The organism is Streptomyces sp. NPDC017225, from assembly GCF_044331465.1.
Taxonomy (GTDB): domain Bacteria; phylum Actinomycetota; class Actinomycetes; order Streptomycetales; family Streptomycetaceae; genus Streptomyces.
The window spans coordinates 1-21,873 of the sequence record NZ_JBIRNE010000011.1; the positions used below are offsets into that span (position 1 = coordinate 1).

At 72.0% G+C, this 21,873-nt stretch carries 20 protein-coding genes; 17 read left to right on the forward strand and 3 right to left on the reverse strand.

Annotation, left to right across the window (positions count from 1 at the left end; genetic code table 11):
- Positions 1 to 167 precede the first annotated feature (167 nt).
- Entirely contained in the window at positions 168 to 1,970 is a 1,803-nt protein-coding gene (locus ACH4NX_RS23215; protein WP_351402093.1) for a glycoside hydrolase family 15 protein, read from the reverse strand.
- A 532-nt stretch (positions 1,971 to 2,502) separates the two neighbouring features.
- Between ACH4NX_RS23215 and ACH4NX_RS23220 the strand changes: the two genes are divergently transcribed.
- The 12 genes from ACH4NX_RS23220 to ACH4NX_RS23275 all read left to right on the forward strand — a co-directional run bounded on the left by ACH4NX_RS23220 (position 2,503) and on the right by ACH4NX_RS23275 (position 16,095).
- Positions 2,503 to 4,170 carry a CTP synthase gene (locus ACH4NX_RS23220; RefSeq protein WP_351402104.1) on the forward strand — a complete coding sequence of 556 codons (1,668 nt, stop codon included), beginning with the start codon at positions 2,503 to 2,505 and terminating at the stop codon, positions 4,168 to 4,170.
- Positions 4,171 to 4,256: 86 nt separating this feature from the next.
- Complete coding sequence (locus ACH4NX_RS23225) at positions 4,257 to 4,892, forward strand: NUDIX hydrolase (protein WP_351402091.1); 636 nt, start codon at positions 4,257 to 4,259, stop codon at positions 4,890 to 4,892.
- A gap of 162 nt (positions 4,893 to 5,054) precedes the next feature.
- Positions 5,055 to 7,082 (forward strand): tetratricopeptide repeat protein, encoded by a 2,028-nt coding sequence (locus ACH4NX_RS23230; protein WP_398129902.1) that lies wholly within the window; start codon positions 5,055 to 5,057, stop codon positions 7,080 to 7,082.
- A 132-nt stretch (positions 7,083 to 7,214) separates the two neighbouring features.
- A complete protein-coding gene (ald, locus tag ACH4NX_RS23235; protein ID WP_351402087.1) occupies positions 7,215 to 8,339 on the forward strand; it encodes an alanine dehydrogenase in 1,125 nt (374 codons plus the stop codon).
- Positions 8,340 to 8,797: 458 nt separating this feature from the next.
- Positions 8,798 to 9,925, forward strand: a complete 1,128-nt coding sequence (locus ACH4NX_RS23240; RefSeq protein ID WP_345593135.1) for a ParA family protein — start codon at positions 8,798 to 8,800, stop codon at positions 9,923 to 9,925.
- Complete coding sequence (locus ACH4NX_RS23245; RefSeq protein ID WP_398129907.1) at positions 9,922 to 10,479, forward strand: hypothetical protein; 558 nt, start codon at positions 9,922 to 9,924, stop codon at positions 10,477 to 10,479. Before ACH4NX_RS23240 ends, ACH4NX_RS23245 begins: the two co-directional genes overlap by 4 nt.
- 18 nt (positions 10,480 to 10,497) lie before the next feature.
- A complete protein-coding gene (locus ACH4NX_RS23250; RefSeq protein WP_351402083.1) occupies positions 10,498 to 11,712 on the forward strand; it encodes a segregation/condensation protein A in 1,215 nt (404 codons plus the stop codon).
- Complete coding sequence (gene scpB / locus ACH4NX_RS23255; protein ID WP_398129901.1) at positions 11,709 to 12,362, forward strand: SMC-Scp complex subunit ScpB; 654 nt, start codon at positions 11,709 to 11,711, stop codon at positions 12,360 to 12,362. Before ACH4NX_RS23250 ends, scpB begins: the two co-directional genes overlap by 4 nt.
- The gene (locus ACH4NX_RS23260; RefSeq protein ID WP_398129900.1) at positions 12,362 to 13,510 is read left to right on the forward strand and encodes a pseudouridine synthase; all 1,149 of its coding nucleotides are present in this window, start codon (positions 12,362 to 12,364) and stop codon (positions 13,508 to 13,510) included. The genes scpB and ACH4NX_RS23260 overlap by 1 nt, the downstream gene beginning before the upstream one ends.
- Positions 13,511 to 13,590: 80 nt before the next feature.
- Positions 13,591 to 14,310 carry an NUDIX domain-containing protein gene (locus ACH4NX_RS23265; protein WP_351402098.1) on the forward strand — a complete coding sequence of 240 codons (720 nt, stop codon included), beginning with the start codon at positions 13,591 to 13,593 and terminating at the stop codon, positions 14,308 to 14,310.
- Positions 14,307 to 15,329 (forward strand): ADP-ribosylglycohydrolase family protein, encoded by a 1,023-nt coding sequence (locus tag ACH4NX_RS23270; RefSeq protein ID WP_398129899.1) that lies wholly within the window; start codon positions 14,307 to 14,309, stop codon positions 15,327 to 15,329. The genes ACH4NX_RS23265 and ACH4NX_RS23270 overlap by 4 nt, the downstream gene beginning before the upstream one ends.
- 4 nt (positions 15,330 to 15,333) lie before the next feature.
- On the forward strand, positions 15,334 to 16,095 hold the full coding sequence (locus ACH4NX_RS23275) for a DNA polymerase beta superfamily protein (protein ID WP_398129898.1): 762 nt from the start codon (positions 15,334 to 15,336) through the stop codon (positions 16,093 to 16,095).
- Here ACH4NX_RS23275 and ACH4NX_RS23280 read toward each other — a convergent pair.
- Positions 16,012 to 16,764 carry a DNA polymerase beta superfamily protein gene (locus ACH4NX_RS23280; RefSeq protein WP_351402076.1) on the reverse strand — a complete coding sequence of 251 codons (753 nt, stop codon included), beginning with the start codon at positions 16,762 to 16,764 and terminating at the stop codon, positions 16,012 to 16,014. The two genes, ACH4NX_RS23275 and ACH4NX_RS23280, sit on opposite strands and share 84 nt — an antisense overlap.
- Before the next feature lie 22 nt (positions 16,765 to 16,786).
- On the reverse strand, positions 16,787 to 17,185 hold the full coding sequence (locus tag ACH4NX_RS23285) for a Rieske (2Fe-2S) protein (RefSeq protein WP_351402074.1): 399 nt from the start codon (positions 17,183 to 17,185) through the stop codon (positions 16,787 to 16,789).
- Between the two features lie 144 nt (positions 17,186 to 17,329).
- Here ACH4NX_RS23285 and aroH point away from each other — a divergent pair, with 144 nt between their 5' ends.
- The 5 genes from aroH to der all read left to right on the forward strand — a co-directional run bounded on the left by aroH (position 17,330) and on the right by der (position 21,845).
- The gene (gene aroH, locus ACH4NX_RS23290) at positions 17,330 to 17,692 is read left to right on the forward strand and encodes a chorismate mutase (protein ID WP_351402072.1); all 363 of its coding nucleotides are present in this window, start codon (positions 17,330 to 17,332) and stop codon (positions 17,690 to 17,692) included.
- Positions 17,689 to 18,774: a prephenate dehydrogenase gene (locus ACH4NX_RS23295; RefSeq protein ID WP_351402070.1), complete on the forward strand. Its 1,086-nt coding sequence runs from the start codon at positions 17,689 to 17,691 to the stop codon at positions 18,772 to 18,774. The genes aroH and ACH4NX_RS23295 overlap by 4 nt, the downstream gene beginning before the upstream one ends.
- Before the next feature lie 172 nt (positions 18,775 to 18,946).
- On the forward strand, positions 18,947 to 19,642 hold the full coding sequence (gene cmk / locus ACH4NX_RS23300; RefSeq protein WP_351402068.1) for a (d)CMP kinase: 696 nt from the start codon (positions 18,947 to 18,949) through the stop codon (positions 19,640 to 19,642).
- 62 nt (positions 19,643 to 19,704) lie between these two features.
- The gene (locus ACH4NX_RS23305) at positions 19,705 to 20,292 is read left to right on the forward strand and encodes a lysophospholipid acyltransferase family protein (RefSeq protein ID WP_398129906.1); all 588 of its coding nucleotides are present in this window, start codon (positions 19,705 to 19,707) and stop codon (positions 20,290 to 20,292) included.
- 74 nt (positions 20,293 to 20,366) lie between these two features.
- Positions 20,367 to 21,845 (forward strand): ribosome biogenesis GTPase Der, encoded by a 1,479-nt coding sequence (gene der / locus ACH4NX_RS23310; protein ID WP_351402065.1) that lies wholly within the window; start codon positions 20,367 to 20,369, stop codon positions 21,843 to 21,845.
- The last annotated feature ends 28 nt before the right edge of the window (positions 21,846 to 21,873 follow it).

Here is a 21,873-nt window from a genome sequence, read left to right on the forward strand (position 1 = left end):
GCGCCCCCCCCCGGGGGGGGGGGGGGGGGGCGGGCGGGCCCCCCCCCCCCCCCCCCCCCGCCCACGGGACCCCCACCATCGCCCACCCGTGCCGCCCCAGCGGCACGACTGCCCGCAGCGGCACCGGCACGACTGCCCGCAGCGGCGACTGCGGGCAACCGTGGCCGTCAGCCTCCGTACGCCCCGCTGGCCGTCAGGCGCAGTGCCGTGTCGATCAGTGGTACGTGGCTGAAGGCCTGGGGGAAGTTGCCGACCTGGCGTTGGAGGAGGGGGTCCCACTCCTCGGCCAGGAGGCCCAGGTCGTTGCGGAGGGAGAGGAGCTTCTCGAAGAGCCTGCGGGCCTCGTCCACGCGGCCGATCATCGCCAGGTCGTCGGCCATCCAGAACGAGCAGGCCAGGAAGGCGCCCTCGTCGCCGGGCAGGCCGTCGACGCCCTCGCTGCCGCCCTCCGTCGGGTAGCGCAGGATGAAGCCGTCCGACGTGGACAGCTCGCGCTGGATGGCCTCGATGGTGCCGATGACCCGCTTGTCGTCCGGTGGCAGGAAGCCCATCTGCGGGATCAGCAGCAGTGAGGCGTCCAGCTCCCGTGAGCCGTAGGACTGCGTGAAGGTGTTGCGTTCCTTGTCGTACCCCTTCTCGCACACGTCGCGGTGGATGTCGTCGCGCAGCTGCTTCCAGCGCTCCAGCGGGCCGTCGGCGTCGCCGGACTCGATCAGCTTGATGGTGCGGTCCACGGCGACCCAGGCCATCACCTTGGAGTGCACGAAGTGGCGGCGCGGGCCGCGCACCTCCCAGATGCCCTCGTCCGGCTCCTGCCAGTGGTCCTCCAGGTAGCGGATCAGCTTGAGCTGGAGGACCGAGGCGTAGTCGTTGCGGGACAGGCCCGTCATGTGGGCCAGGTGCAGGGCCTCGGTGACCTCGCCGTAGACGTCCAGCTGGAGCTGGTGGGCCGCGCCGTTGCCGACCCGGACCGGTGTGGAGCCCTCGTAGCCGGGCAGCCAGTCCAGCTCCGCCTCGCCGAGCTCGCGCTCACCGGCGATGCCGTACATGATCTGCAGGTTCTCCGGGTCGCCGGCGACCGCGCGGAGCAGCCACTCGCGCCAGGCGCGGGCCTCCTCGCGGTAGCCGGTGCGCAGCAGCGAGGAGAGGGTGATCGCCGCGTCGCGCAGCCAGGTGTAGCGGTAGTCCCAGTTGCGGACGCCGCCGATGTCCTCCGGCAGGGAGGTGGTGGGCGCGGCGACGATGCCGCCGGTGGGGGCGTACGTAAGGGCCTTCAGCGTGATCAGGGAGCGGACCACGGCCTCCCGGTAGGGCCCGTGGTACGTGCAGTGCTCGACCCAGTCGCGCCAGAAGTCCTCCGTCGCCTCCAGGGACTGCTCCGGCTCCGGCAGCGGCGGCGGCTCCTTGTGCGAGGGCTCCCAGGAGATGGTGAACGCGATCCGGTCACCCGGGGTGACCGTGAAGTCCGCGTACGTGGTGAGCGCCTTGCCGTAGGTCTCGGCCTCTGTGTCGAACCACACGGAGTCGGGGCCCGCGACGGCCACTGTACGGCCCTCGTGCTTGTGCACCCACGGGACCACGCGGCCGTAGCTGAACCGCATCCGCAGCTCCGAGCGCATCGGCACCCGGCCGGAGACGCCCTCCACGATCCGGATCAGCTGCGGCGCGCCGTCGCGTGGCGGCATGAAATCGGTCACCCGGACCGTGCCGCGCGGGGTGTCCCACTCGGATTCCAGGATCAGTGAGTCGCCGCGATAGGTCCGCCGGTCCGCGGTGGGCGGTTCGGCTCCGGGGGCGTAGGCGGGACCCATCCGCCAGAATCCGTGTTCCCCGGTGCCCAGCAGACCGGCGAAGATGGCATGCGAGTCGAAGCGGGGCAGGCACAGCCAGTCGACTGTGCCGTCCCGGCAGACCAGGGCGGCGGTCTGCATGTCTCCGATGAGTGCGTAGTCTTCGATGCGCCCGGCCACGTGCAACTCCAGTCGAACGGCCACGTCACCCCGCATGGGGGCGGTCGCTGGTGCGGTCAAGGGGTGGTGTCATGCGTCGTTGAGCCATGAAGCAAAGCAGCCGTCCGGCCGTGAAGCCAAACGCTGTGCCGCGAACGTCAATTGTTGCTCAACGAACTGACGAGCTCTCGTTGTTCCGGTGCTGACGGGCGAGGGGTGGTGCCATGTCGCCGGGGTGGGCTCGGCAGCGAACGTCCGAGCAGGATACGACGCACGTAGATGATCTGTGTGCCGCTCCGGGCAACCCGGGTCCACCGAAAGGGTGACCACCGGGTGACGAAACGGTGAGCCGCGCGTCTGAGTGCCGGAGCGTGCGCGGAGGGTGGCCGGAAGCCGCCGCCCCGAGGCGCTGATACGCTGGTAGCCCGTGGACCGGTGGGAGAAGAACCCCGGAACCGCAGCGACGGCGCCGCCGACGACAACCCGGGACGACCGGGTCGGACGACGAGCGCAGCGCACCCCAGACCGCGACCACGGGAGCCCCCTCTTGGCCATGCCGCCCGCTGCTTTTCGAAACAGCACAGCTTCGACGACCAAGCACATCTTCGTCACCGGGGGTGTCGCCTCCTCGCTCGGCAAGGGGCTGACCGCCTCCAGCCTCGGCATGCTGCTCAAGGCACGGGGTCTGCGCGTCGTGATGCAGAAGCTCGACCCGTACCTCAATGTCGACCCTGGCACGATGAACCCGTTCCAGCACGGTGAGGTGTTCGTCACCAACGACGGCGCCGAGACCGACCTGGACATCGGCCACTACGAGCGTTTCCTCGACCGCGACCTCGACGGCTCCGCCAACGTCACCACCGGCCAGGTGTACTCCACGGTGATCGCCAAGGAGCGGCGCGGCGAGTACCTGGGCGACACGGTCCAGGTCATCCCGCACATCACCAACGAGATCAAGCACCGCATCCGCCGTATGGCGACGGACGAGGTGGACGTCGTGATCACCGAGGTCGGCGGCACGGTGGGCGACATCGAGTCGCTGCCGTTCCTGGAGACCGTCCGCCAGGTGAGGCACGAGGTCGGCCGCGACAACGTCTTCGTCGTCCACATCTCGCTGCTGCCGTACATCGGCCCGTCCGGCGAGCTGAAGACGAAGCCGACCCAGCACTCGGTCGCGGCGCTGCGCAACATCGGCATCCAGCCGGACGCGATCGTGCTGCGCTGCGACCGCGAGGTGCCGACCGCGATCAAGCGCAAGATCTCCCTGATGTGCGACGTCGACGAGGCCGCCGTGGTGGCCTGCCCCGACGCCCGCTCGATCTACGACATCCCCAAGGTCATCCACACCGAGGGCCTGGACGCCTACGTGGTGCGCAAGCTGGACCTGCCGTTCCGCGACGTGGACTGGACGACCTGGGACGACCTGCTCGACCGCGTCCACAACCCCGACCACGAGATCACCATGGCCCTGGTCGGCAAGTACATCGACCTGCCCGACGCCTACCTGTCGGTCACCGAGGCGCTGCGTGCGGGCGGCTTCGCCAACAAGGCCCGCGTGAAGATCAAGTGGGTCACGTCCGACGACTGCAAGACCCCGGCCGGCGCCGAGGCGCAGCTCGGTGACGTCGACGCCATCTGCATCCCGGGCGGCTTCGGCGAGCGCGGCGTGACCGGCAAGGTCGGCGCCATCAAATACGCCCGCGAGAACAGGATCCCGCTGCTCGGCCTGTGCCTGGGGCTGCAGTGCATCGTGGTCGAGGCCGCGCGCAACCTGGCCGGCGTCTCGGACGCCAACTCCACCGAGTTCGACCCGGCCACCGCCCACCCGGTCGTCTCCACCATGGCCGAGCAGCTGGACATCGTGGCCGGTGAGGGCGACATGGGCGGCACCATGCGGCTCGGCATGTACCCGGCGAAGCTGGCCGAGGGCTCCATCGTGCGCGAGGTCTACGACGGCAAGGAGTACGTCGAGGAGCGGCACCGCCACCGCTACGAGGTGAACAACGCCTACCGCGCGGAGCTGGAGAAGAAGGCCGGCATCCTCTTCTCGGGCACCTCCCCGGACGGCAAGCTCGTCGAGTACGTCGAGTACCCGCGCGACGTCCACCCCTACCTGGTGGCCACGCAGGCCCACCCGGAGCTGCGCTCGCGCCCGACCCGCCCGCACCCGCTCTTCGCCGGGCTGGTCAAGGCCGCGGTCGAGCGGAAGACGTCGAAGTAACACACCAGTTGTACGGTGGCCGGGGCGCGCGCGATCGACGGCGCGGGCCCCGGCTTTTCGCGTACGTCTGGAAGGGCAGGTCAGGCATGACGGGCAGCACGATCAAGGACATCCCCGAGGAATGGGAGGTCCGGGGCACCGAGACGCCCTTCCGGGGCAAGAAGACCTCCGTCCGCACGGACGACGTGGTCATGCCCGACGGCTCCGTGGTGTCCCGCGACTACCAGGTCCACCCCGGCTCCGTGGCCGTCCTCGCCCTGGACGGCGAGGGGCGGGTCCTGGTCCTGAGGCAGTACCGGCACCCCGTGCGCGAGAAGCTGTGGGAGATCCCGGCCGGTCTGCTCGACGTCCCCGGCGAGAACCCGCTGCACGCCGCGCAGCGCGAGCTGTACGAGGAGGCGCACGTCAAGGCCGAGGACTGGCGGGTGCTGACCGACGTCTACACCACCCCGGGCGGCTGTGACGAGGCCGTACGGATCTTTCTCGCCCGGGACCTGTCCGAGGTCGAGGGCGAGCGCTTCGAGGTCGAGGACGAAGAGGCCGACATGGAGCTGGCCCGGGTGCCCGTCGCGGACCTGGTCCGGGGCGTGCTCGCGGGCGATCTGCACAACAACTGCCTGGTCGTGGGCGTGCTGTCACTGGTGGCGGCGGAGCAGGGCGACGGGCTCGACGCCCTCCGCCCCGCCCAGGCCCCGTGGCCGGCGCGTCCGTTCGAGGCCTGACCCACTCCGCGTCCGGCACGGTGTGACCATCGGTTGATCCGATCGGGGGATGTGCCCGCCGCGCTCCGCCGGGAACGTAGCAGAGCGTGAACTAGGCTCTGGAAACGCCCGAACCGGGGTTCCGGCGGGCGCCGGCGTGCGGTGGGATCGGGAGTGTGGCCCGTGACGGATCAGGCGGTGGACACGGACGGCGTACGGCTGTCGGAGGACTCTGCTGAGGAGAATCGGTTCCTGGGCCGCACCCGGGAGTTGAAGGAGCTGCGCGCCGACATCGAGCGCGCGGGCCTGGACACCCTCTCCGGCCGCAAGGCCCCCCGCGCACGCGTGCTGCTCATCGCGGGCCGGCCCGGCTCCGGCCGCACCGCGCTCGCCGAGGAGCTGGTCGCGCAGGTCGCGGACGGTTACCCCGATGGTGTGCTGCGCGCCCGGCTGAGCGAACCGGACGGCACACGCGTGCCCGTCGGGCGGCTCGCCCGGGAACTGCTCACCGAGCTGAACGCCCCGGCCCCGCCCGGCGCCGGCGAGGACGACCTCACCGAGGCCCTGCGCGCCGCCCTCGCCGACCGCAAGGTCCTGCTCCTGCTCGACGACGCGGCCGACGCCGAGCAGGTCGACGCCCTGTTGCCGGACGCCCCGGACTGCCTGGCCGTCGCCGTCGCCCAGGGCCCGCTGACCGGCATCGCCGACGTCCGCCCCTGCACGCTGGGGGGCCTGGACACCAAGTCGGCCGTGGAGCTGCTGTCCCGGCACACCGGCTCGGTCCGCATCACCGTCGACCCCCGGGCCGCCGAGCAGCTGGTCGAGGTCTGCCAGGCCCAGCCCGCCGCGCTGACCCTGGCCGGCGGCTGGCTCGCCGCCCGCCCCCAGGCGGCCGTCGCCGACCTCGCCAAGCACGTGCACACGGAGGGCGACGAGGGCACCCCGCTCAGCCGCGTCTTCCGCCTCACCTACGCCTCGCTGCCCAGCACCGCCGCCCGGATGCTGCGGCTGCTCTCCCTCGCCCCCGCCGGCCTGGTCGACCCGCACACCGCCTCCGCGCTGGCCGGCTGCTCCGTGAACGGCGCCCGCACCACCCTGGACGACTTCGTCGCCCTCGGCATACTGCGCGCGGTCGACTCCCCGCTGCCCGAGTACCAGGTGCCCGGGTGCCTGCACGGCCGGCTCGCGGCCCTCGCCGAGACCCACGACCGGCCCGCCGAGCTCCAGCTCGCCCGCGCCCGCATGCTGGAGCGGACGGTACGGCTGCTCCAGTCCTGCCGGGCGGTCACCGAGACCGACAGCCCGCAGGCCCGCGAGAAGCTCCTCGACATGCCGCGCGCCCTGCGTTTTCCGACCCCGAGGGCCGCCGCCGACTGGCTGCGGGTCCGCCGGCCGGCGCTGCTGGCGGCGGCCCGGCTCGCGGTCGCCGACGGGGAGCTGGACACCCTCGCCCGGAGACTGCTGTCCCAGCTGGTGCGGGCCATGGTCGCGCACTTCGGCACCCAGGCGGCGGCACCCGACCTGTACGGGGTCCACCGCCTCGTCCTGGACGTGACCGAGCGCCGCGAGCTGCCCCGGGAGAAGGCGGCGGCGCTGCTGAACCTGGCCGACCTGGACGCCCGCACCGGCCGCACCGCCGAGGCCCTGGTGCGCTACCGCGCCGCGCTGGACGCCGGACGCGAGGCGAACGACCCGTACGCGACCGGCCGCGCGATGGAATCCGTGGGCGGCGCCCATCTGGAGCTCGGCGACTACGACCGGGCCGCCGACTGGTTCGGCCGGGCCCTGGCCCAGCGGCTCGCCCGCGACGAGCGGGCCGACGCCGCCCGGGTCTACGGCCGCATCGCCACCGCCCACACCTACGCGGGCCGCTACGGCGAGGCGCTGCGGTGCTGGCGCGCAGCGGTCGCCGGATACCGCAGGGCGGGCGACGGGGCCGCGCACGCGCGGGCGTTGAGCGAACTGGCCCGCGTCCAGGAGTACGCCGGGCGCCCCGAGGAGTCGCTGCGCACCTGCCAGGAGGCCGTCGACCGGGCCCGCCGGGCCGACGACGTCCGGCTCCAGGCCGCGCTGCACCTGCGGCTCGCCGACACGCTCGACCGCCTCGGCGATCACACGGCGGCCGGCCTGCACCGGAACACGGCGGACCACATGTTGAAGGAAGATCCCGCCGAAGCCTGCGAAATCCGCAGCGCATCGTCTGAAGATTGACGCTTTGAAAGGCTAGACAGAGAGAACACCTTCATTAGACTGGCTCTGCCGCACGTTCTCGCGGTGTCTCCCGTTGTGCCCACGCGTGCGCGGGTATGTGTATGAATAGCCCCATCCTCTGAGCCAAGGACCGTGATCGACGTGAAGGTCGGTATCCCCCGCGAGGTCAAGAACAACGAGTTCCGGGTGGCCATCACCCCCGCCGGCGTGCACGAGCTGGTGCGCCACGGTCACCAGGTCGTCATCGAGCGTGAGGCCGGCGTCGGCTCCTCGATCCCGGACGCCGAGTACGTCGCCGCCGGCGCGCGGATACTCGACACCGCCGACGAGGTCTGGGCCACCGCCGACCTGGTGCTGAAGGTCAAGGAGCCGGTCGCGGAGGAGTACCACCGCCTCCGCAAGGACCAGACGCTCTTCACCTACCTGCACCTGGCCGCCTCCAAGGAGTGCACGGACGCGCTCGTCGAGTCCGGCACCACCGCGATCGCCTACGAGACGGTCGAGCTGCCCAGCCGCGCGCTGCCGCTGCTGGCCCCGATGTCCGAGGTCGCGGGCCGGCTGGCCCCCCAGGTCGGCGCCTATCACCTGATGGCAGCCAACGGCGGCCGCGGTGTGCTGCCCGGCGGCGTCCCCGGCGTGCTGGCCGGCAAGGCCGTCGTCATCGGCGGCGGTGTCTCCGGCTGGAACGCGGCGCAGATCGCCATCGGCATGGGCTTCCACGTGACCCTGCTCGACAAGGACATCAACAAGCTCAAGGAAGCCGACAAGATCTTCGGCACGAAGATCCAGACCGTCGTCTCCAACGCCTTCGAGCTGGAGAAGGCCTGCCTGGAGGCCGACCTGGTGATCGGTGCCGTGCTGATCCCGGGCGCCAAGGCCCCGAAGCTGGTCACCAACGAGCTGGTGTCCCGGATGAAGCCCGGGAGTGTTCTTGTCGACATCGCGATCGACCAGGGCGGCTGCTTCGAGGACTCCCACCCGACCACGCACGCCGAGCCGACCTTCCCGGTCCACGACTCGGTCTTCTACTGCGTCGCCAACATGCCCGGCGCGGTGCCGAACACCTCCACCTACGCGCTGACCAACGCCACGCTGCCGTACATCGTGGAACTGGCGGACCGCGGCTGGGCCGAGGCGCTGCGCCGCGACCCCGCGCTGGCCAAGGGCCTCAACACCCATGACGGCAAGGTCGTTCACAAGGAGGTCGCCCAGGCGCACGGCCTGGAGCACGTGGAGTTGGCCTCCCTGCTCGCCTGAGACCTGCACCAGCCGCCGTCGGCCGTCGGCCGTTGTCGCCGGCCCTCGTCGACGGACGGCAAGTCGGCTAAGTCATCAACCGGAAAAGGCGATACGTCAACTGTCGCCGTCAACCGCGCACACCCGGCCGGACCTTGCCCGACAAGGTCCGGCCGGGTGTGTGTATGGTCACTTTGCGATTCTCGGCCAACTCGCCTCGAACGTAACGCTTCAACCGATTCGCGCACCGGTGAAACCTGCTGTGCGACGGTCCTACGCCCTTGACAGAGGGTTGTTTCAGCGCCGACACATCAGGCCGGGTCCGGCGGATTGTGTTGCTGCGGACGGCCGACACGCCATAGAGTCGCCGAACGTCGGCATGGTGCCACGCTGACCTGTCTAGAAGTTTCCTGGTCACCAAGGAGGTAAGACGACTTGTGAATGAGTCGACATTTACTCCCGGGGGTGGTCAACCAGGAATGCCTGCGCGGGTCCACAGCCCGGGGCGTCTCGAGGCTGTCGGCTCCGTCGCTGTACGCACCTTCGCAGCCCACCAGAGTCCGCAGGCAACTCAGACAGCACACATGAGTATGGATGGCCAACACGTGAACGCCATGGCCGGCAACGGAAGTGGCGCGTCCCGCAACCACTTCGCCGACTACGACGAACTGCCCGAGGGGCACTTCTACGACCCGGACGCGGAGTACGAACCCGATCCCGAGTACGCCGCCACGCTCGCGCCCGACGCGGCCCGTCAGCGCCGTGAGCGCGTCGGTCCGACCGGGCGTCCGCTGCCCTACTTCCCGATCCCGGGCCCGCTGACCGATCACGGCCCCGCGAAGATCATCGCGATGTGCAACCAGAAGGGCGGCGTCGGCAAGACCACGTCGACCATCAACCTGGGTGCCGCGCTCGCCGAGTACGGACGCCGGGTGCTGCTCGTCGACTTCGACCCGCAGGGCGCGCTGTCGGTCGGTCTCGGCGTCAACCCGATGGAGCTCGACCTCACCGTCTACAACCTGCTCATGGAGCGGGGCATGGCGGCCGACGAGGTGCTGCTGAAGACCGCGGTCCCCAACATGGACCTGCTGCCCAGCAACATCGACCTGTCGGCGGCCGAGGTCCAGCTGGTGAGCGAGGTCGCGCGCGAGTCCACGCTGCAGCGGGCGCTGAAGCCGCTGATGGACGACTACGACTACATCGTGATCGACTGCCAGCCCTCGCTCGGCCTGCTCACGGTCAACGCGCTGACGGCCGCTCACAAGGTGATCGTGCCGCTGGAGTGCGAGTTCTTCGCGCTGCGCGGTGTGGCGCTGCTGACCGAGACGATCGAGAAGGTCCAGGAGCGGCTCAACCCCGACCTGGAGCTCGACGGCATCCTCGCCACGATGTACGACTCGCGCACGGTGCACAGCCGTGAGGTGCTCGCGCGTGTCGTCGAGGCGTTCGACGACCACGTCTACCACACGGTCATCGGGCGCACGGTCCGCTTCCCGGAGACCACGGTCGCCGGTGAGCCGATCACCACGTACGCCTCCAACTCCGTCGGTGCCGCCGCCTACCGCCAGCTCGCCAGGGAGGTGCTCGCCCGGTGTCACGCCGAGTGAGTCTGCCGGGGGCCGACGAACTCTTCCGTACGACAGGGGGAATGGCGCTCCAGGCGTCCTCCCCGCGGCGACCGGCGGGCGGCGAAGCCCGGGTGCCGGCGCCGGCGGGGGAGAGCGACCAGGCCGCCGCCGAGGACGCGCCGCAGTCGGTGCCCGCGCAGGGCGGCGACGGCGAGGGCACGGAGCACGCCGCGGCGGACGCGGAACCGGGCTCGGCGGGCGAGTCGCGCAGCCGGGGCGCGGAGCGCTCCGCGCGGGGCTCCGGGCCGGGTGCGGGCGCGCAGGAAGGTTCTGCCACCGCCCAGCCGCGCAAGCGAGGACGTTCCCCCTCGCGCCGCCCCAGCGGCCGTGAGCGCCACGACGAGAAGATCACCGTGTACGTCTCCGCCGAGGAACTCATGGACCTGGAGCACGCCCGCCTGGTGCTCCGGGGCGAGCACGGACTGGCCGTCGACCGCGGCCGCATCGTCCGCGAGGCGGTCGCCGTGGTCCTGGCCGACCTGGAGACCCGCGGGGACGCCAGCATCCTCGTACGACGGCTGCGCGGACGGTAGCGGTAGCCTGCGGGGGCCATGACCTCGAACGACACCCCCCGCCCCGGCGCCCGCGCCGGCCGTCGGCGTGCGCTGGGAAGAGGACCGGGGGAGCGGGTGGCTCCGCCGGTTCCGCAGCGCCCCGAGGCGCCCCGGGCTCCCGAGGCGGATCCGTCCGCCGACGAGCCCTCCGGACCCGCGGTCGTGGGGACGGCATCCGGGAGGCCGTCGGAAACCACGGTTCGGGCGCCCTCGTCGTGGGACGAGGCGGCCCCCGCGGAGACCTCGCGCACGGCACCCGGGCCGGAGCCCGCGTCGCAGATGCCCGCCGTGGCGTCCCAGGCCGTCGGAGCGGCGCCGGGCCCGCCGGGAGGAGGAGCCGGGGGCGAGCGCCCGCCCGAGGCGCCCGGAGCGCTCCTTGAGGGTGTGCCCGACGACGGCGGCGACGGTGTCTTCAAGGTGCGGCTCGCCAACTTCGAGGGGCCCTTCGACCTGCTTCTCCAGTTGATCTCCAAGCACAAGATGGACGTCACCGAGGTCGCCCTGTCCAAGGTGACCGACGAGTTCATGGCGCACATCCGGGCGAGGGGACCGGACTGGGACCTCGACGAGACGACCGAGTTCCTGGTGGTCGCGGCCACCCTGCTCGACCTCAAGGCGGCCCGGCTGCTGCCCGCCGCCGAGGTGGAGGACGAGGCCGACCTGGCGCTGCTGGAGGCCCGCGACCTGCTCTTCGCGCGGCTGCTTCAGTACCGCGCGTACAAACAGATCGCGGAGATCTTCAACGAGCGGCTCGAGGCCGAGGCCCGCCGCTACCCCCGTACCGTCGGCCTGGAAGCCCACCACGCCGAGCTGCTGCCCGAGGTCGTCATCAGCATCGGGCCGGAGGGCTTCGCCAAGCTCGCCGTGAAGGCGATGCAGCCCAAGCCCAAGCCGCAGGTCTACGTCGAACACATCCACGCGCCCCTGGTCAGCGTGCGGGAGCAGGCCGGGATCGTCGTCGCCCGCCTGAAGGAGCTGGGACAGGCCAGTTTCCGCCTCCTGGTCGAGGACACCGAGGACACGCTGACCGTCGTCGCCCGCTTCCTCGCCCTGCTGGAGCTGTACCGGGAGAAGGCCGTCGAGCTGGACCAGGAGACCGCGCTCGGCGACCTGCTGGTGCGCTGGACGGGCGGGAACGGGGACACCGAGCCCGTGGTGACCGACGAGTTCGACCGGCCGCCGGAGAAGACCGAGGAGGAGCGGAAGGCGTGAGTGAGGAGACCGCGGAGACCATGGGCGGGCCGGAGGCCGTCGCCGGCCTCGAACTGGGGCCCGCCCTCGAAGCAGTCCTCATGGTCGTCGACGAGCCCGCGACCGAGGAGCACCTGGCCCGGATACTCCAGCGGCCCCGGCGGCAGATCGCCGACGCGCTGCGCGAGCTGGCCGACGAGTACACCGTCCAGGGCCGTGGCTTCGAGCTGCGCCTGATCGCGGGCGGCTGGCGCTTCTACAGCCGTCCCGAGTACGCCGCGGCCGTCGAGGGCTTCGTCCTGGACGGCCGGAACGCCCGCCTCACCCAGGCCGCGCTGGAGACCCTCGCGGTGGTCGCCTACCGCCAGCCGGTCAGCCGCGGCCGCGTCTCCGCGGTGCGCGGAGTGAACTGCGACGGCGTGATGCGCACCCTCCTGCAACGGGGTCTGGTGGAGGAGGCGGGCACGGAACCCGAAACAGGTGCGATCCTGTACGAGACGACGAACTACTTCCTGGAGCGGATGGGCCTGCGCGGCCTGGACGAGCTCCCGGAGCTCGCGCCCTTCCTCCCGGAGGCGGCGGCGATCGAGGCCGAGACACTGGAAGGGGTCCCGTCGTTCGATCCGGACGCCCCGGATTCCGAGGACGCAGACGACAATACGGAACTTTGATGCGAAGCAGCAGCGGCAGGAACAGCAGCGGAAACAACGGCGGGAGCCGTGGTGGCAACAGCGGCGGCCGCGGCGGGAGCAGCGGTGGCCGCGGTAACCCCCGCGGCCAGAGCAGCGGAGGCCGCGGCAACCCCCGCGGCGCCGGTGGCGACCGCGACGACAGGCAGGGCGGCCGTCCGAAGAACCCGCGCCCCGAGGAGCGGCGCTACGACGTGGGTCCCGGCGCCACCCACGAGGGCCCGAAGTCGGGCCGCGGCCCGGCGGCCCGCGGCGGCGCCAAGGGCGGGCCGAAGAAGCCCCTGCAGCGGGGGCGCTCGGTCCCTGCCACGTCCCGCGAGTACGAGGCGCGGGCCGAGGAGCGCAACCGGGAGCGGTACGCGGGCAAGAAGGACGTCAAGCCGCCCAAGACCTTCCCGGGCGCGGAGCAGGAGGGCGAGCGGCTGCAGAAGGTCCTCGCCCGCGCGGGCTACGGCTCCCGGCGTTCCTGCGAGGAGCTGATCGAGCAGGCCCGGGTCGAGGTCAACGGCGAGATCGTCCTCGAGCAGGGCAAGCGGGTCGACCCGGAGAAGGACGAGGTCAAGGTCGACGGTCTGACCGTCGCGACGCAGTCGTACCAGTTCTTCTCGCTCAACAAGCCCGCCGGTGTCGTCTCCACCATGGAGGACCCGGACGGCCGGCAGTGCCTCGGTGACTACGTCACCAACCGCGAGACCCGGCTCTTCCACGTCGGCCGGCTCGACACCGAGACCGAGGGCGTCATCCTGCTCACCAACCACGGTGACCTGGCCCACCGCCTGACCCACCCCCGGTACGGCGTGAAGAAGACCTACCTCGCGCACATCGTGGGCCCGATCCCGCGCGACCTCGGCAAGCGCCTCAAGGACGGCATCCAGCTGGAGGACGGGTACGCGCGCGCGGACCACTTCCGGGTCGTGGAGCAGACCGGCAAGAACTACCTGGTCGAGGTCACCCTCCACGAGGGCCGCAAGCACATCGTCCGCCGGATGCTGGCGGAGGCGGGCTTCCCCGTCGACAAGCTGGTGCGCACCGCCTTCGGCCCGATCACCCTGGGCGACCAGAAGTCGGGCTGGCTGCGCCGGCTGTCCAACACGGAGGTCGGGATGCTGATGCAGGAGGTCGAGCTCTAGGCCGCCGGTTCCCTCCGAGGGTTGTGACGGGCCACCCACCCCCTTTATAGTCTGAGTGACTATTAAGGGGGTGGGTGGCTGTGCACGGCTACGACAAGTACGCCTTCGAACCCTTCGCCGTCACCGTCGATCTCGCCGTCCTCACGCTCCGCGCGGACGCGCTGCACGTACTGCTCGTCGAGCGGGGGCAGGAGCCGTACGCCGGCCGCTGGGCACTGCCCGGCGGCTTTCTGCTGCCGTCCGAGTCGGCGGAGACGGCGGCCCGCCGGGAGCTGGCCGAGGAGACCGGCCTGTCCGACGTGAGCGGACTGCACCTGGAGCAGCTGCGGACCTACAGCGAGCCCGGCCGCGACCCCCGGATGCGGGTCGTGTCGGTCGCGTTCGCCGCCCTGCTGCCCGACGCTCCCGAACCGCGCGGCGGCGGCGACGCGGCGGAGGCCCGCTGGGCGCCGTACGACAAGGCCCGCGACCTCGCCTTCGACCACGACCGGATCCTGGCCGACGCCCGGGAACGCGTCGGCGCCAAGCTGGAGTACAGCTGCCTGGCCACCGCCTTCTGCCCCGCCGAGTTCACGCTCGGCGAGCTGCGGCAGGTCTACGAGACGGTGTGGGGCACGGCCCTGGACCGGCCCAACTTCCGCCGCAAGGTACTCGCCACCCCGGGCTTCGTCGAACCCGTCCCGGGCGCCGCCCGCCTCACCGGCGGCCGTGGCAAACCGGCCGCGCTGTACCGCGCGGGGCCGGCCACCACCCTGTACCCGCCCCTGCTCCGCACCCCTCGGGAAGGACGCCCCGCATGACCACGACCACCGTCACCAAGCGCGCCGCCACCGGGGCGCTCACCGGCCTCGCCCTCGGGGACGCGCTGGGTTTCCCGACCGAGTTCAACGACGTCCCGGCGATCCTCGCCAAGTGCGGCCCCTGGCGGGAGATGGAACTGCCCCGGCCCGCGATCGTGACCGACGACACCCAGATGACGCTGGCGCTCGGGAAGGGGCTGCGGACGGCCATGGACCGCGGCGTCCTCGCGCCCGAGGCGATGGCCGAGCCCGTACGGCAGGAGTTCGTCGCCTGGAACCGGTCGCCGGAGAACAACCGGGCCCCGGGCAACACCTGCCTCACGGCCTGCGGCCTCCTGGAGCGCCCTGACCGCCCCTGGCAGGACGCCAGCCAGGTCCACTCCAAGGGCTGCGGCGCCAACATGCGCGTCGCGCCGGTCGGACTCGTCCCCGGCCTGAGCGACGAACAGCGGGCGGGAGCCGCCCAGCTGCAGTCCGCGCTCACCCACGGACACCCCACCGCGCTCGCCGCCTCTGACCTCACCGCGCACGCCGTCCGGCTGCTCGCCGAGGGCGCCGAGCCGACCGGGCTGGTCGGGCTGCTGCGGTCGTACGCCTACGACAACCGCACCCGCTACCACGAGCGCTGGCTCGGCGGCCTGTGGACCCGCGCCCAGGACCCCACGCCCGAGCACTTCATCGCCCGCGGCTGGGACGAGTGCCTGGCGATACTCGACCGCCTCCAGCACGCGGTGCGCACCGTCTCGCCGGAGACCGACCCCTGTCTGGTGGTCGGCGAGGGCTGGATCGCCGAGGAGGCGATGGCGGCCGGACTGCTCTGCTTCCTGCTCTTCGTCGACGAGCCGCTGACCGCCCTGCGCCGGGGCGCCTGCACCTCGGGCGACTCCGACTCCATCGCCTGCCTCGCGGGCGCCTTCGCCGGCGCGCACCTGGGCACCGACGCCTGGCCGGCCGAGTGGGCCGACCGCATCGAGTACCGGGGCGACCTGCTCGCCCTCGGAGCGCTCTGGGACGCTTGAGCGCGTGATCGACGCCCTGGACATCGACCTGGCCCCGGTGGTGGCCGAGCAGCCCTTCCCGGTGCTGTTCGCCACCGTCTCCGGCGCCCACCTCTACGGCTTCCCCTCCCGCGACTCGGACGTCGACCTGCGCGGCGTCCACCTGCTGCCCGCCGCCGACCTGGTCGGGCTGCGCGAGCCGGAGGAGACCAGGTCGCGGATGTGGGACCGGGACGGCGTCGAGATGGACCTGGTCACACACGACCTGCGCAAGTTCGTACGGCTGATGCTGCGGCGCAACGGCTATGTGCTGGAGCAGCTGCTGTCCCCGCTGGTCGTGCACACCACCGAGGCGCACCGCGAGCTGGCCGCCCTCGCGCCGGGCGTCCTCACCAGCCACCACGCCCACCACTACCGGGGGTTCGCGCAGACGCAGTGGCGGCTGTTCGAGAAGAGCGGCGAGCTCAAGCCGCTGCTGTACACCTTCCGGGTGCTGCTCACCGGCATCCACCTGATGCGCGCCGGCGAGGTGCGGCCCCATCTGCCCACGCTCCTCGAAGAGGTCGACGCCGCCCCGGCCCACCTGCCGGAGCTGATCGCCGCCAAGGCCGAGCGTGAGCACGGGGCCGCAGGCGTCGACCACGCGCGGGTGCGCGCCGACGTGGAGCGGTTGCACGGTGTACTGGACGAGGCGCAGGCGGCGTCAGTGCTGCCCGATGCCCCCACCGCGTACGACGCCCTGCACGACTTCGTCGTACGGATCCGTCTGGAGGGCGCGGAGGGCTGAGGCGCTGCGCGTGCGGACGAGGAAGTCCTCGACGCGGCGCCGGTCCGGCTCCTCGGGCAGTGGACCGCTCCGGGCGGCCTGTTCGCCCTCCTCGGCCAGGCGGGTCATCCGGGACTCGACCTCCGGCCAGGGCACCTCGCCGCGCTTCACGGCGAGCAGTGACTCGCGCCGGTCGCCGACGTCGATGGTGAGCGTGCCCGTGCGCAGCAGGTCGCGGGCGGACATCAGCAGCCGCAGCAGGTGCATCGCGTGCTTCCAGCGCGGAGCGCCGTGCGCGCGGACGTCGGCGTCCAGCTTGCGACGCTGACCGTGCGCGTACCTGGTGAACGTCGTGTGGACCCGGCGGGAGAGGAACGCGTCGCGCAGGGCGAGCAGTTCGCGGCCCGTGTCGTCGGCGTACTCCACGAGCGGCGAGTGCAGACACTCCAGGATGTTCGGGTTGGCGCGCAGGGCCAGTTCGCAGAAGCGCTCCAACTCCCAGCCGAACTGCTCCTCGGCCGGGCCCTCCACGTGCGTCGGCGGCTTCTCGAAGCGCCAGAACAGGGGAGTGGGCGCGAGGAACACGCCCCGGCGGTCGGTGTCGCTGTCCTCCGTCGCCAGACCGAAGGCGCGCGAACCCATGACACAGGCGTAGATCGTGTGGTCGCGTACCAGGGTCCCGGGGTCCATGCCCGGAGCGTACGCGGGCGGCTCACGCCAGGCGGACCGAATTCCCCTGAACCGCGATCCGCTCCTCGGGCAGCGGCCTGGTCGCCGGGCCCTGCTCCACCGCGCCGTCGGTGATGCTGAACCTGCTGCCGTGGCAGGCGCAGTCGATGGAGCCGTCCCGCACGTCCGACACGAGGCAGTTCTGGTGCGTGCAGACCGCCGAGAAGGCCTTGAACTCACCCTGCTCCGGCTGGGTCACCACGATCTTCTCGTCCGCGAAGACCTTGCCGCCGCCGACCGGGATGTCACTCGTCGGTGCCAGCTCCTGACCGGGGGACGCGGCCGAGGCGTCGCCGTCGTCGCCTCCCCCGCCGCAGCCCACGGCGAGTGCCGCCGCGCCCGTCGAGAGGAGGACCGTACGGCGTGTCGGGCTGTGGGGCATGTCGTCACTCCGGGGCGCGGGGGAGGGGAGGGATCGCGGCCGGTGCCAGCGTCTCAGGAGACGGGCGCCCCGGACCGGCACGCGGCGGGCTGACTACGCTGGACGGACCAAGAACCGATACGCACGTCAGCAAGGAGCATCGCCGTGGCGGTACGAGCGGTCCGGGGCGCCGTCCAACTGGAGCGGGACGAAGCCGGGCACATGGACGAGCGGGTCGCGGCGCTGCTGACCGCCCTCCTGGAGCGCAACGACCTGACCGGCGACGACCTCATCAGCATCTGGTTCACGGCCACGCCCGACCTGCACAGCGACTTCCCGGCCGCCGCGGCACGCAAGCTCGGCATCACCGACGTCCCGCTGATCTGCGCCCAGGAGCTGGACATCGAGGGCGCCATGCCCCGCGTCGTCCGGATCCTCGCCCACATCGAGTCCGACCGGCCCCGTGCCGAGATCGCCCACGTCTACCTCGGCGCCGCCGCGGCCCTGCGCAAGGACATCGCCCAGTGAGAACCGCACTCGTCATCGGCACCGGCCTCATCGGCACCTCCGCCGCCCTCGCGCTGACCCAGCGGGGCGTCACCGTCCACCTCGCCGACCACGACCCCGAGCAGGCCCGTACGGCCGCCGCGCTGGGCGCCGGCACCGAGCGGGCCCCGGACGGTCCGGTCGACCTCGCGATCGTCGCCGCCCCGCCGGCCCTGGTGGCCGACGTGCTCGCCGACGCCATGGGGCGGGGCGCCGCCCGCGGGTACATCGACGTGGCCAGCGTCAAGGGCGGTCCCCGGCGTGAGCTGGAGGCACGGGGGCTCGACCTGACCGCGTACATCGGCACCCACCCCATGTCCGGCCGGGAGAAGTCCGGCCCGCTGGCCGCCACCGGCGACCTCTTCGAGGGCCGCCCGTGGGTGCTGACCCCGATGCGGGACACCGACACCGAGGTGCTGAACCTCGCCCTGGAGCTGGTCTCGCACTGCCGTGCGGTGCCGGTGGTGATGGACGCGGACGCCCACGACCGCGCCGTGGCCCTCGTCTCCCACATGCCCCACCTGGTCTCCAGCATGGTCGCCGCCCGCCTGGAGCACGCCGAGGAGGCCGCCGTACGGCTGTGCGGACAGGGCATCCGCGACGTCACCCGGATCGCCGCCTCCGACCCCCGGATGTGGATCGACATCCTCTCCGCCAACCCCGGACCGGTCGCCGACCTGCTCACCGACGTCGCCGCCGACCTGGAGGAGACGGTCGGGGCCCTGCGCGCCCTGCAGTCCGCCGACGAGGACAAGCGCCGGGCGGGCGGCACCGGCATCGCGGAGGTGCTGCGGCGCGGCAACGCCGGGCAGGTGCGGGTCCCCGGCAAGCACGGCAGCGCGCCCCGCGTCTACGAGACCGTGGCCGTCCTCATCGACGACCAGCCCGGCCAGCTGGCCCGCATCTTCGCCGACGCGGGACGGGCCGGGGTCAACATCGAGGACGTACGGATCGAGCACGCGACCGGTCAGCAGGCCGGTCTGGTGCAGCTGATGGTCGAGCCGAAGGCCGCTTCCGTGCTGACGGCCGCCCTCAAGGAGCGGGGCTGGGCGATCCGGCAGTGATCCCCGGGTCCTGCGGGTGGTCCCGGGGGCCCCGGGGCGGTCCCCGGGTCCCGCCGCCGATCCCCGGTTCCGGGCGGCTGTCGGACGGGTCCCGGAGAGCCAGTAACCTTGTGCGGGACGCGTTCGCGTCCCGCACACCACTCACCGCACCGCACCAGGAAGGTGTCTCCTCGTGGAAAACGGCGCCGCCCCGACCGCCCCGGCCGTGATTGTCGCCATCGACGGCCCCTCCGGCACGGGCAAGTCGAGCACGTCGAAGGCCGTCGCCGAGCAGCTCGGCCTCAGCTACCTGGACACCGGCGCCCAGTACCGGGCGATCACGTGGTGGATGGTCAACAACGGCATCGACACCGAGGACCCGCACGCGATCGCCGCCGCGGCCGGCAAGCCCGAGATCCTCTCCGGCACCGACCCGGCGGGCCCGACCATCACGGTCGACGGCGTGGACGTGGCCGGCCCGATCCGCACCCAGGAGGTCACCTCCAAGGTCAGCGCGGTCAGCGCCGTACCGGAGATCCGCACCCGGATCACCGAGTTGCAGCGCACCATCGCCGCCGCCGCGCGGCTCGGCATCGTCGTCGAGGGCCGCGACATCGGTACGACCGTGCTGCCGGACGCCGACCTGAAGATCTTCCTCACCGCCTCGGCCGAGGCGCGCGCCGCCCGGCGCAGCGGAGAGCTCAAGGGCGCCGACGTCAACGTCACCCGCGAGGCCCTGATCAAGCGGGACGCGGCCGACTCCAGCCGCAAGACCTCCCCGCTGGCCAAGGCGGACGACGCGGTCGAGGTGGACACCACCGACCTCACGCTCCAGCAGGTCATCGAGTGTGTCGTCACCCTCGTCGAGGAGAAGCGGGCGGGGAAGTGACCGCACCCTCCGTGCCCTCCGAGAGAGGGGCCGAGATCGGGCGGCGCATCGGCGTCGGCCTGATGTACGGGCTGTTCCGGCCGCGTGTGCTGGGCGCCTGGCGGGTGCCCGCGACCGGCCCGGTGATCTACGCCGTCAACCACTCGCACAACGTCGACGGCCCGATGGTCATGGGCGTGGCGCCCCGGCCGACGCACTTCCTGATCAAGAAGGAGGCGTTCATCGGGCCGCTGGACCCCTTCCTGCTCGGCATCGGCCAGCTGAAGGTGGACCGCTCGACCTCCGACCGCACCGCCATCACCCAGGCGCTGGGCGTCCTGGAGAACGGCGGCGTGCTGGGCATCTTCCCGGAGGGCACCCGGGGCGAGGGCGACTTCGCCGCGCTGCGCGCGGGGCTCGCGTACTTCGCGGTCCGCGGCGGTGCCCCGATCGTCCCGGTCGCGGTGCTGGGAAGTTCCGACCGGCCCGGACGGTTGATAAAGGCGCTGCCCCCGCTGCGCTCGCGCGTCGACGTCGTCTTCGGCGATCCCTTCGACGCGGGCGACGGCAGCGGACGGCGGACCCGCAAGGCACTGGACGAGGCGACCGAACGCATCCAGAAGCAGCTCACCGCGCACCTGGAAAACGCCAGGCGCCTCACCGGGCGCTAGGCGACACTGAGTAGTGGCCCACCCGGCGAAACAGGGCGCGCCACGATCACCACGATGAACGAGGTACGGACTTCATGAACGACCACATCCACTCCGAGGGCTCGGGCGAGGAGCACGACCACGGGGCGCTTGGCGACGCCGAATTCGAGGCGTTCATGGAGCTCGCCGCGGAAGAGGGCTTCGACGCCGAGGAGGTCGAGGGCGCGATCGAGGAGGCCGGGCACGGCCCGCTGCCCGTCCTCGCCGTCGTCGGCCGTCCCAACGTCGGCAAGTCGACCCTGGTGAACCGGATCATCGGCCGCCGCGAGGCCGTCGTCGAGGACAAGCCCGGCGTCACCCGCGACCGCGTCACCTACGAGGCGGAGTGGGCCGGCCGCCGCTTCAAGGTCGTCGACACCGGCGGCTGGGAGCAGGACGTCCTCGGCATCGACGCCTCCGTGGCCGCGCAGGCCGAGTACGCGATCGAGGCCGCCGACGCGGTCGTCTTCGTCGTGGACGCCAAGGTCGGCGCCACCGACACCGACGAGGCGGTCGTACGGCTGCTGCGCAAGGCCGGCAAGCCCGTCGTGCTGTGCGCCAACAAGGTGGACGGCCAGAGCGGCGAGGCGGACGCCGCCTACCTGTGGTCGCTGGGGCTGGGCGAGCCCTCCCCGGTCTCCGCGCTGCACGGCCGCGGCACCGGCGACATGCTGGACCGGGTCCTGGAGGCCCTGCCCGAGGCCCCGGCCCAGACCTTCGGCACCGGCGTCGGCGGCCCCCGCCGCATCGCGCTGATCGGCCGTCCCAACGTCGGCAAGTCCTCGCTGCTGAACAAGGTGGCGGGCGAGGACCGGGTCGTCGTCAACGAGATGGCCGGCACCACCCGCGACCCGGTCGACGAGCTGATCGAGCTGGGCGGCGTGACCTGGAAGTTCGTCGACACGGCGGGCATCCGCAAGCGCGTCCACCTCCAGCAGGGCGCCGACTACTACGCCTCGCTGCGCACCGCCGCCGCCGTCGAGAAGGCCGAGGTCGCCGTCGTCCTCATCGACGCCTCCGAGTCGATCTCGGTCCAGGACCAGCGGATCGTCACCATGGCCGTCGAGGCGGGCCGCGCCATCGTCGTCGCCTACAACAAGTGGGACACCCTCGACGAGGAGCGCCGCTACTACCTGGAGCGGGAGATCGAGACCGAGCTCGGCCAGGTGGCGTGGGCGCCGCGGGTCAACGTCTCGGCGCAGACCGGCCGGCACATGGAGAAGCTGGTCCCGGCGATCGAGACGGCCCTGGCCGGCTGGGAGACCCGCGTCCCGACGGGCCGGCTGAACGCCTTCCTCGGCGAGCTGGTCGCCGCCCACCCGCACCCGGTGCGGGGCGGCAAGCAGCCCCGCATCCTGTTCGGTACGCAGGCGGGTACCAAGCCCCCGCGGTTCGTGCTCTTCGCCTCCGGCTTCATCGAGGCGGGCTACCGGCGCTTCATCGAGCGCCGGCTGCGTGAGGAGTTCAGCTTCGACGGGACGCCGATCCACATCTCGGTGCGGGTGCGTGAGAAGCGCGGCGCGAAGAAGAAGTAGTCGGCACGGCGACAAGAGCGACGTGAGT

What these genes read in the sequence shown, in the direction of transcription:
- ACH4NX_RS23220 (WP_351402104.1), top strand. Translation starts at nt 2,503, where the DNA reads ATGCCGCCCGCTGCTTTTCGAAACAGCACAGCTTCGACGACCAAGCAC.
- ACH4NX_RS23225 (WP_351402091.1), top strand. Translation starts at nt 4,257, where the DNA reads ATGACGGGCAGCACGATCAAGGACATCCCCGAGGAATGGGAGGTCCGG.
- ACH4NX_RS23240 (WP_345593135.1), top strand. Translation starts at nt 8,798, where the DNA reads ATGCCTGCGCGGGTCCACAGCCCGGGGCGTCTCGAGGCTGTCGGCTCC.
- ACH4NX_RS23250 (WP_351402083.1), top strand. Translation starts at nt 10,498, where the DNA reads ATGACCTCGAACGACACCCCCCGCCCCGGCGCCCGCGCCGGCCGTCGG.
- ACH4NX_RS23260 (WP_398129900.1), top strand. Translation starts at nt 12,362, where the DNA reads ATGCGAAGCAGCAGCGGCAGGAACAGCAGCGGAAACAACGGCGGGAGC.
- ACH4NX_RS23270 (WP_398129899.1), top strand. Translation starts at nt 14,307, where the DNA reads ATGACCACGACCACCGTCACCAAGCGCGCCGCCACCGGGGCGCTCACC.
- ACH4NX_RS23280 (WP_351402076.1), bottom strand. Translation starts at nt 16,764, where the DNA reads ATGGACCCCGGGACCCTGGTACGCGACCACACGATCTACGCCTGTGTC.
- ACH4NX_RS23285 (WP_351402074.1), bottom strand. Translation starts at nt 17,185, where the DNA reads ATGCCCCACAGCCCGACACGCCGTACGGTCCTCCTCTCGACGGGCGCG.
- ACH4NX_RS23305 (WP_398129906.1), top strand. Translation starts at nt 19,705, where the DNA reads ATGTACGGGCTGTTCCGGCCGCGTGTGCTGGGCGCCTGGCGGGTGCCC.
- der (WP_351402065.1), top strand. Translation starts at nt 20,367, where the DNA reads ATGAACGACCACATCCACTCCGAGGGCTCGGGCGAGGAGCACGACCAC.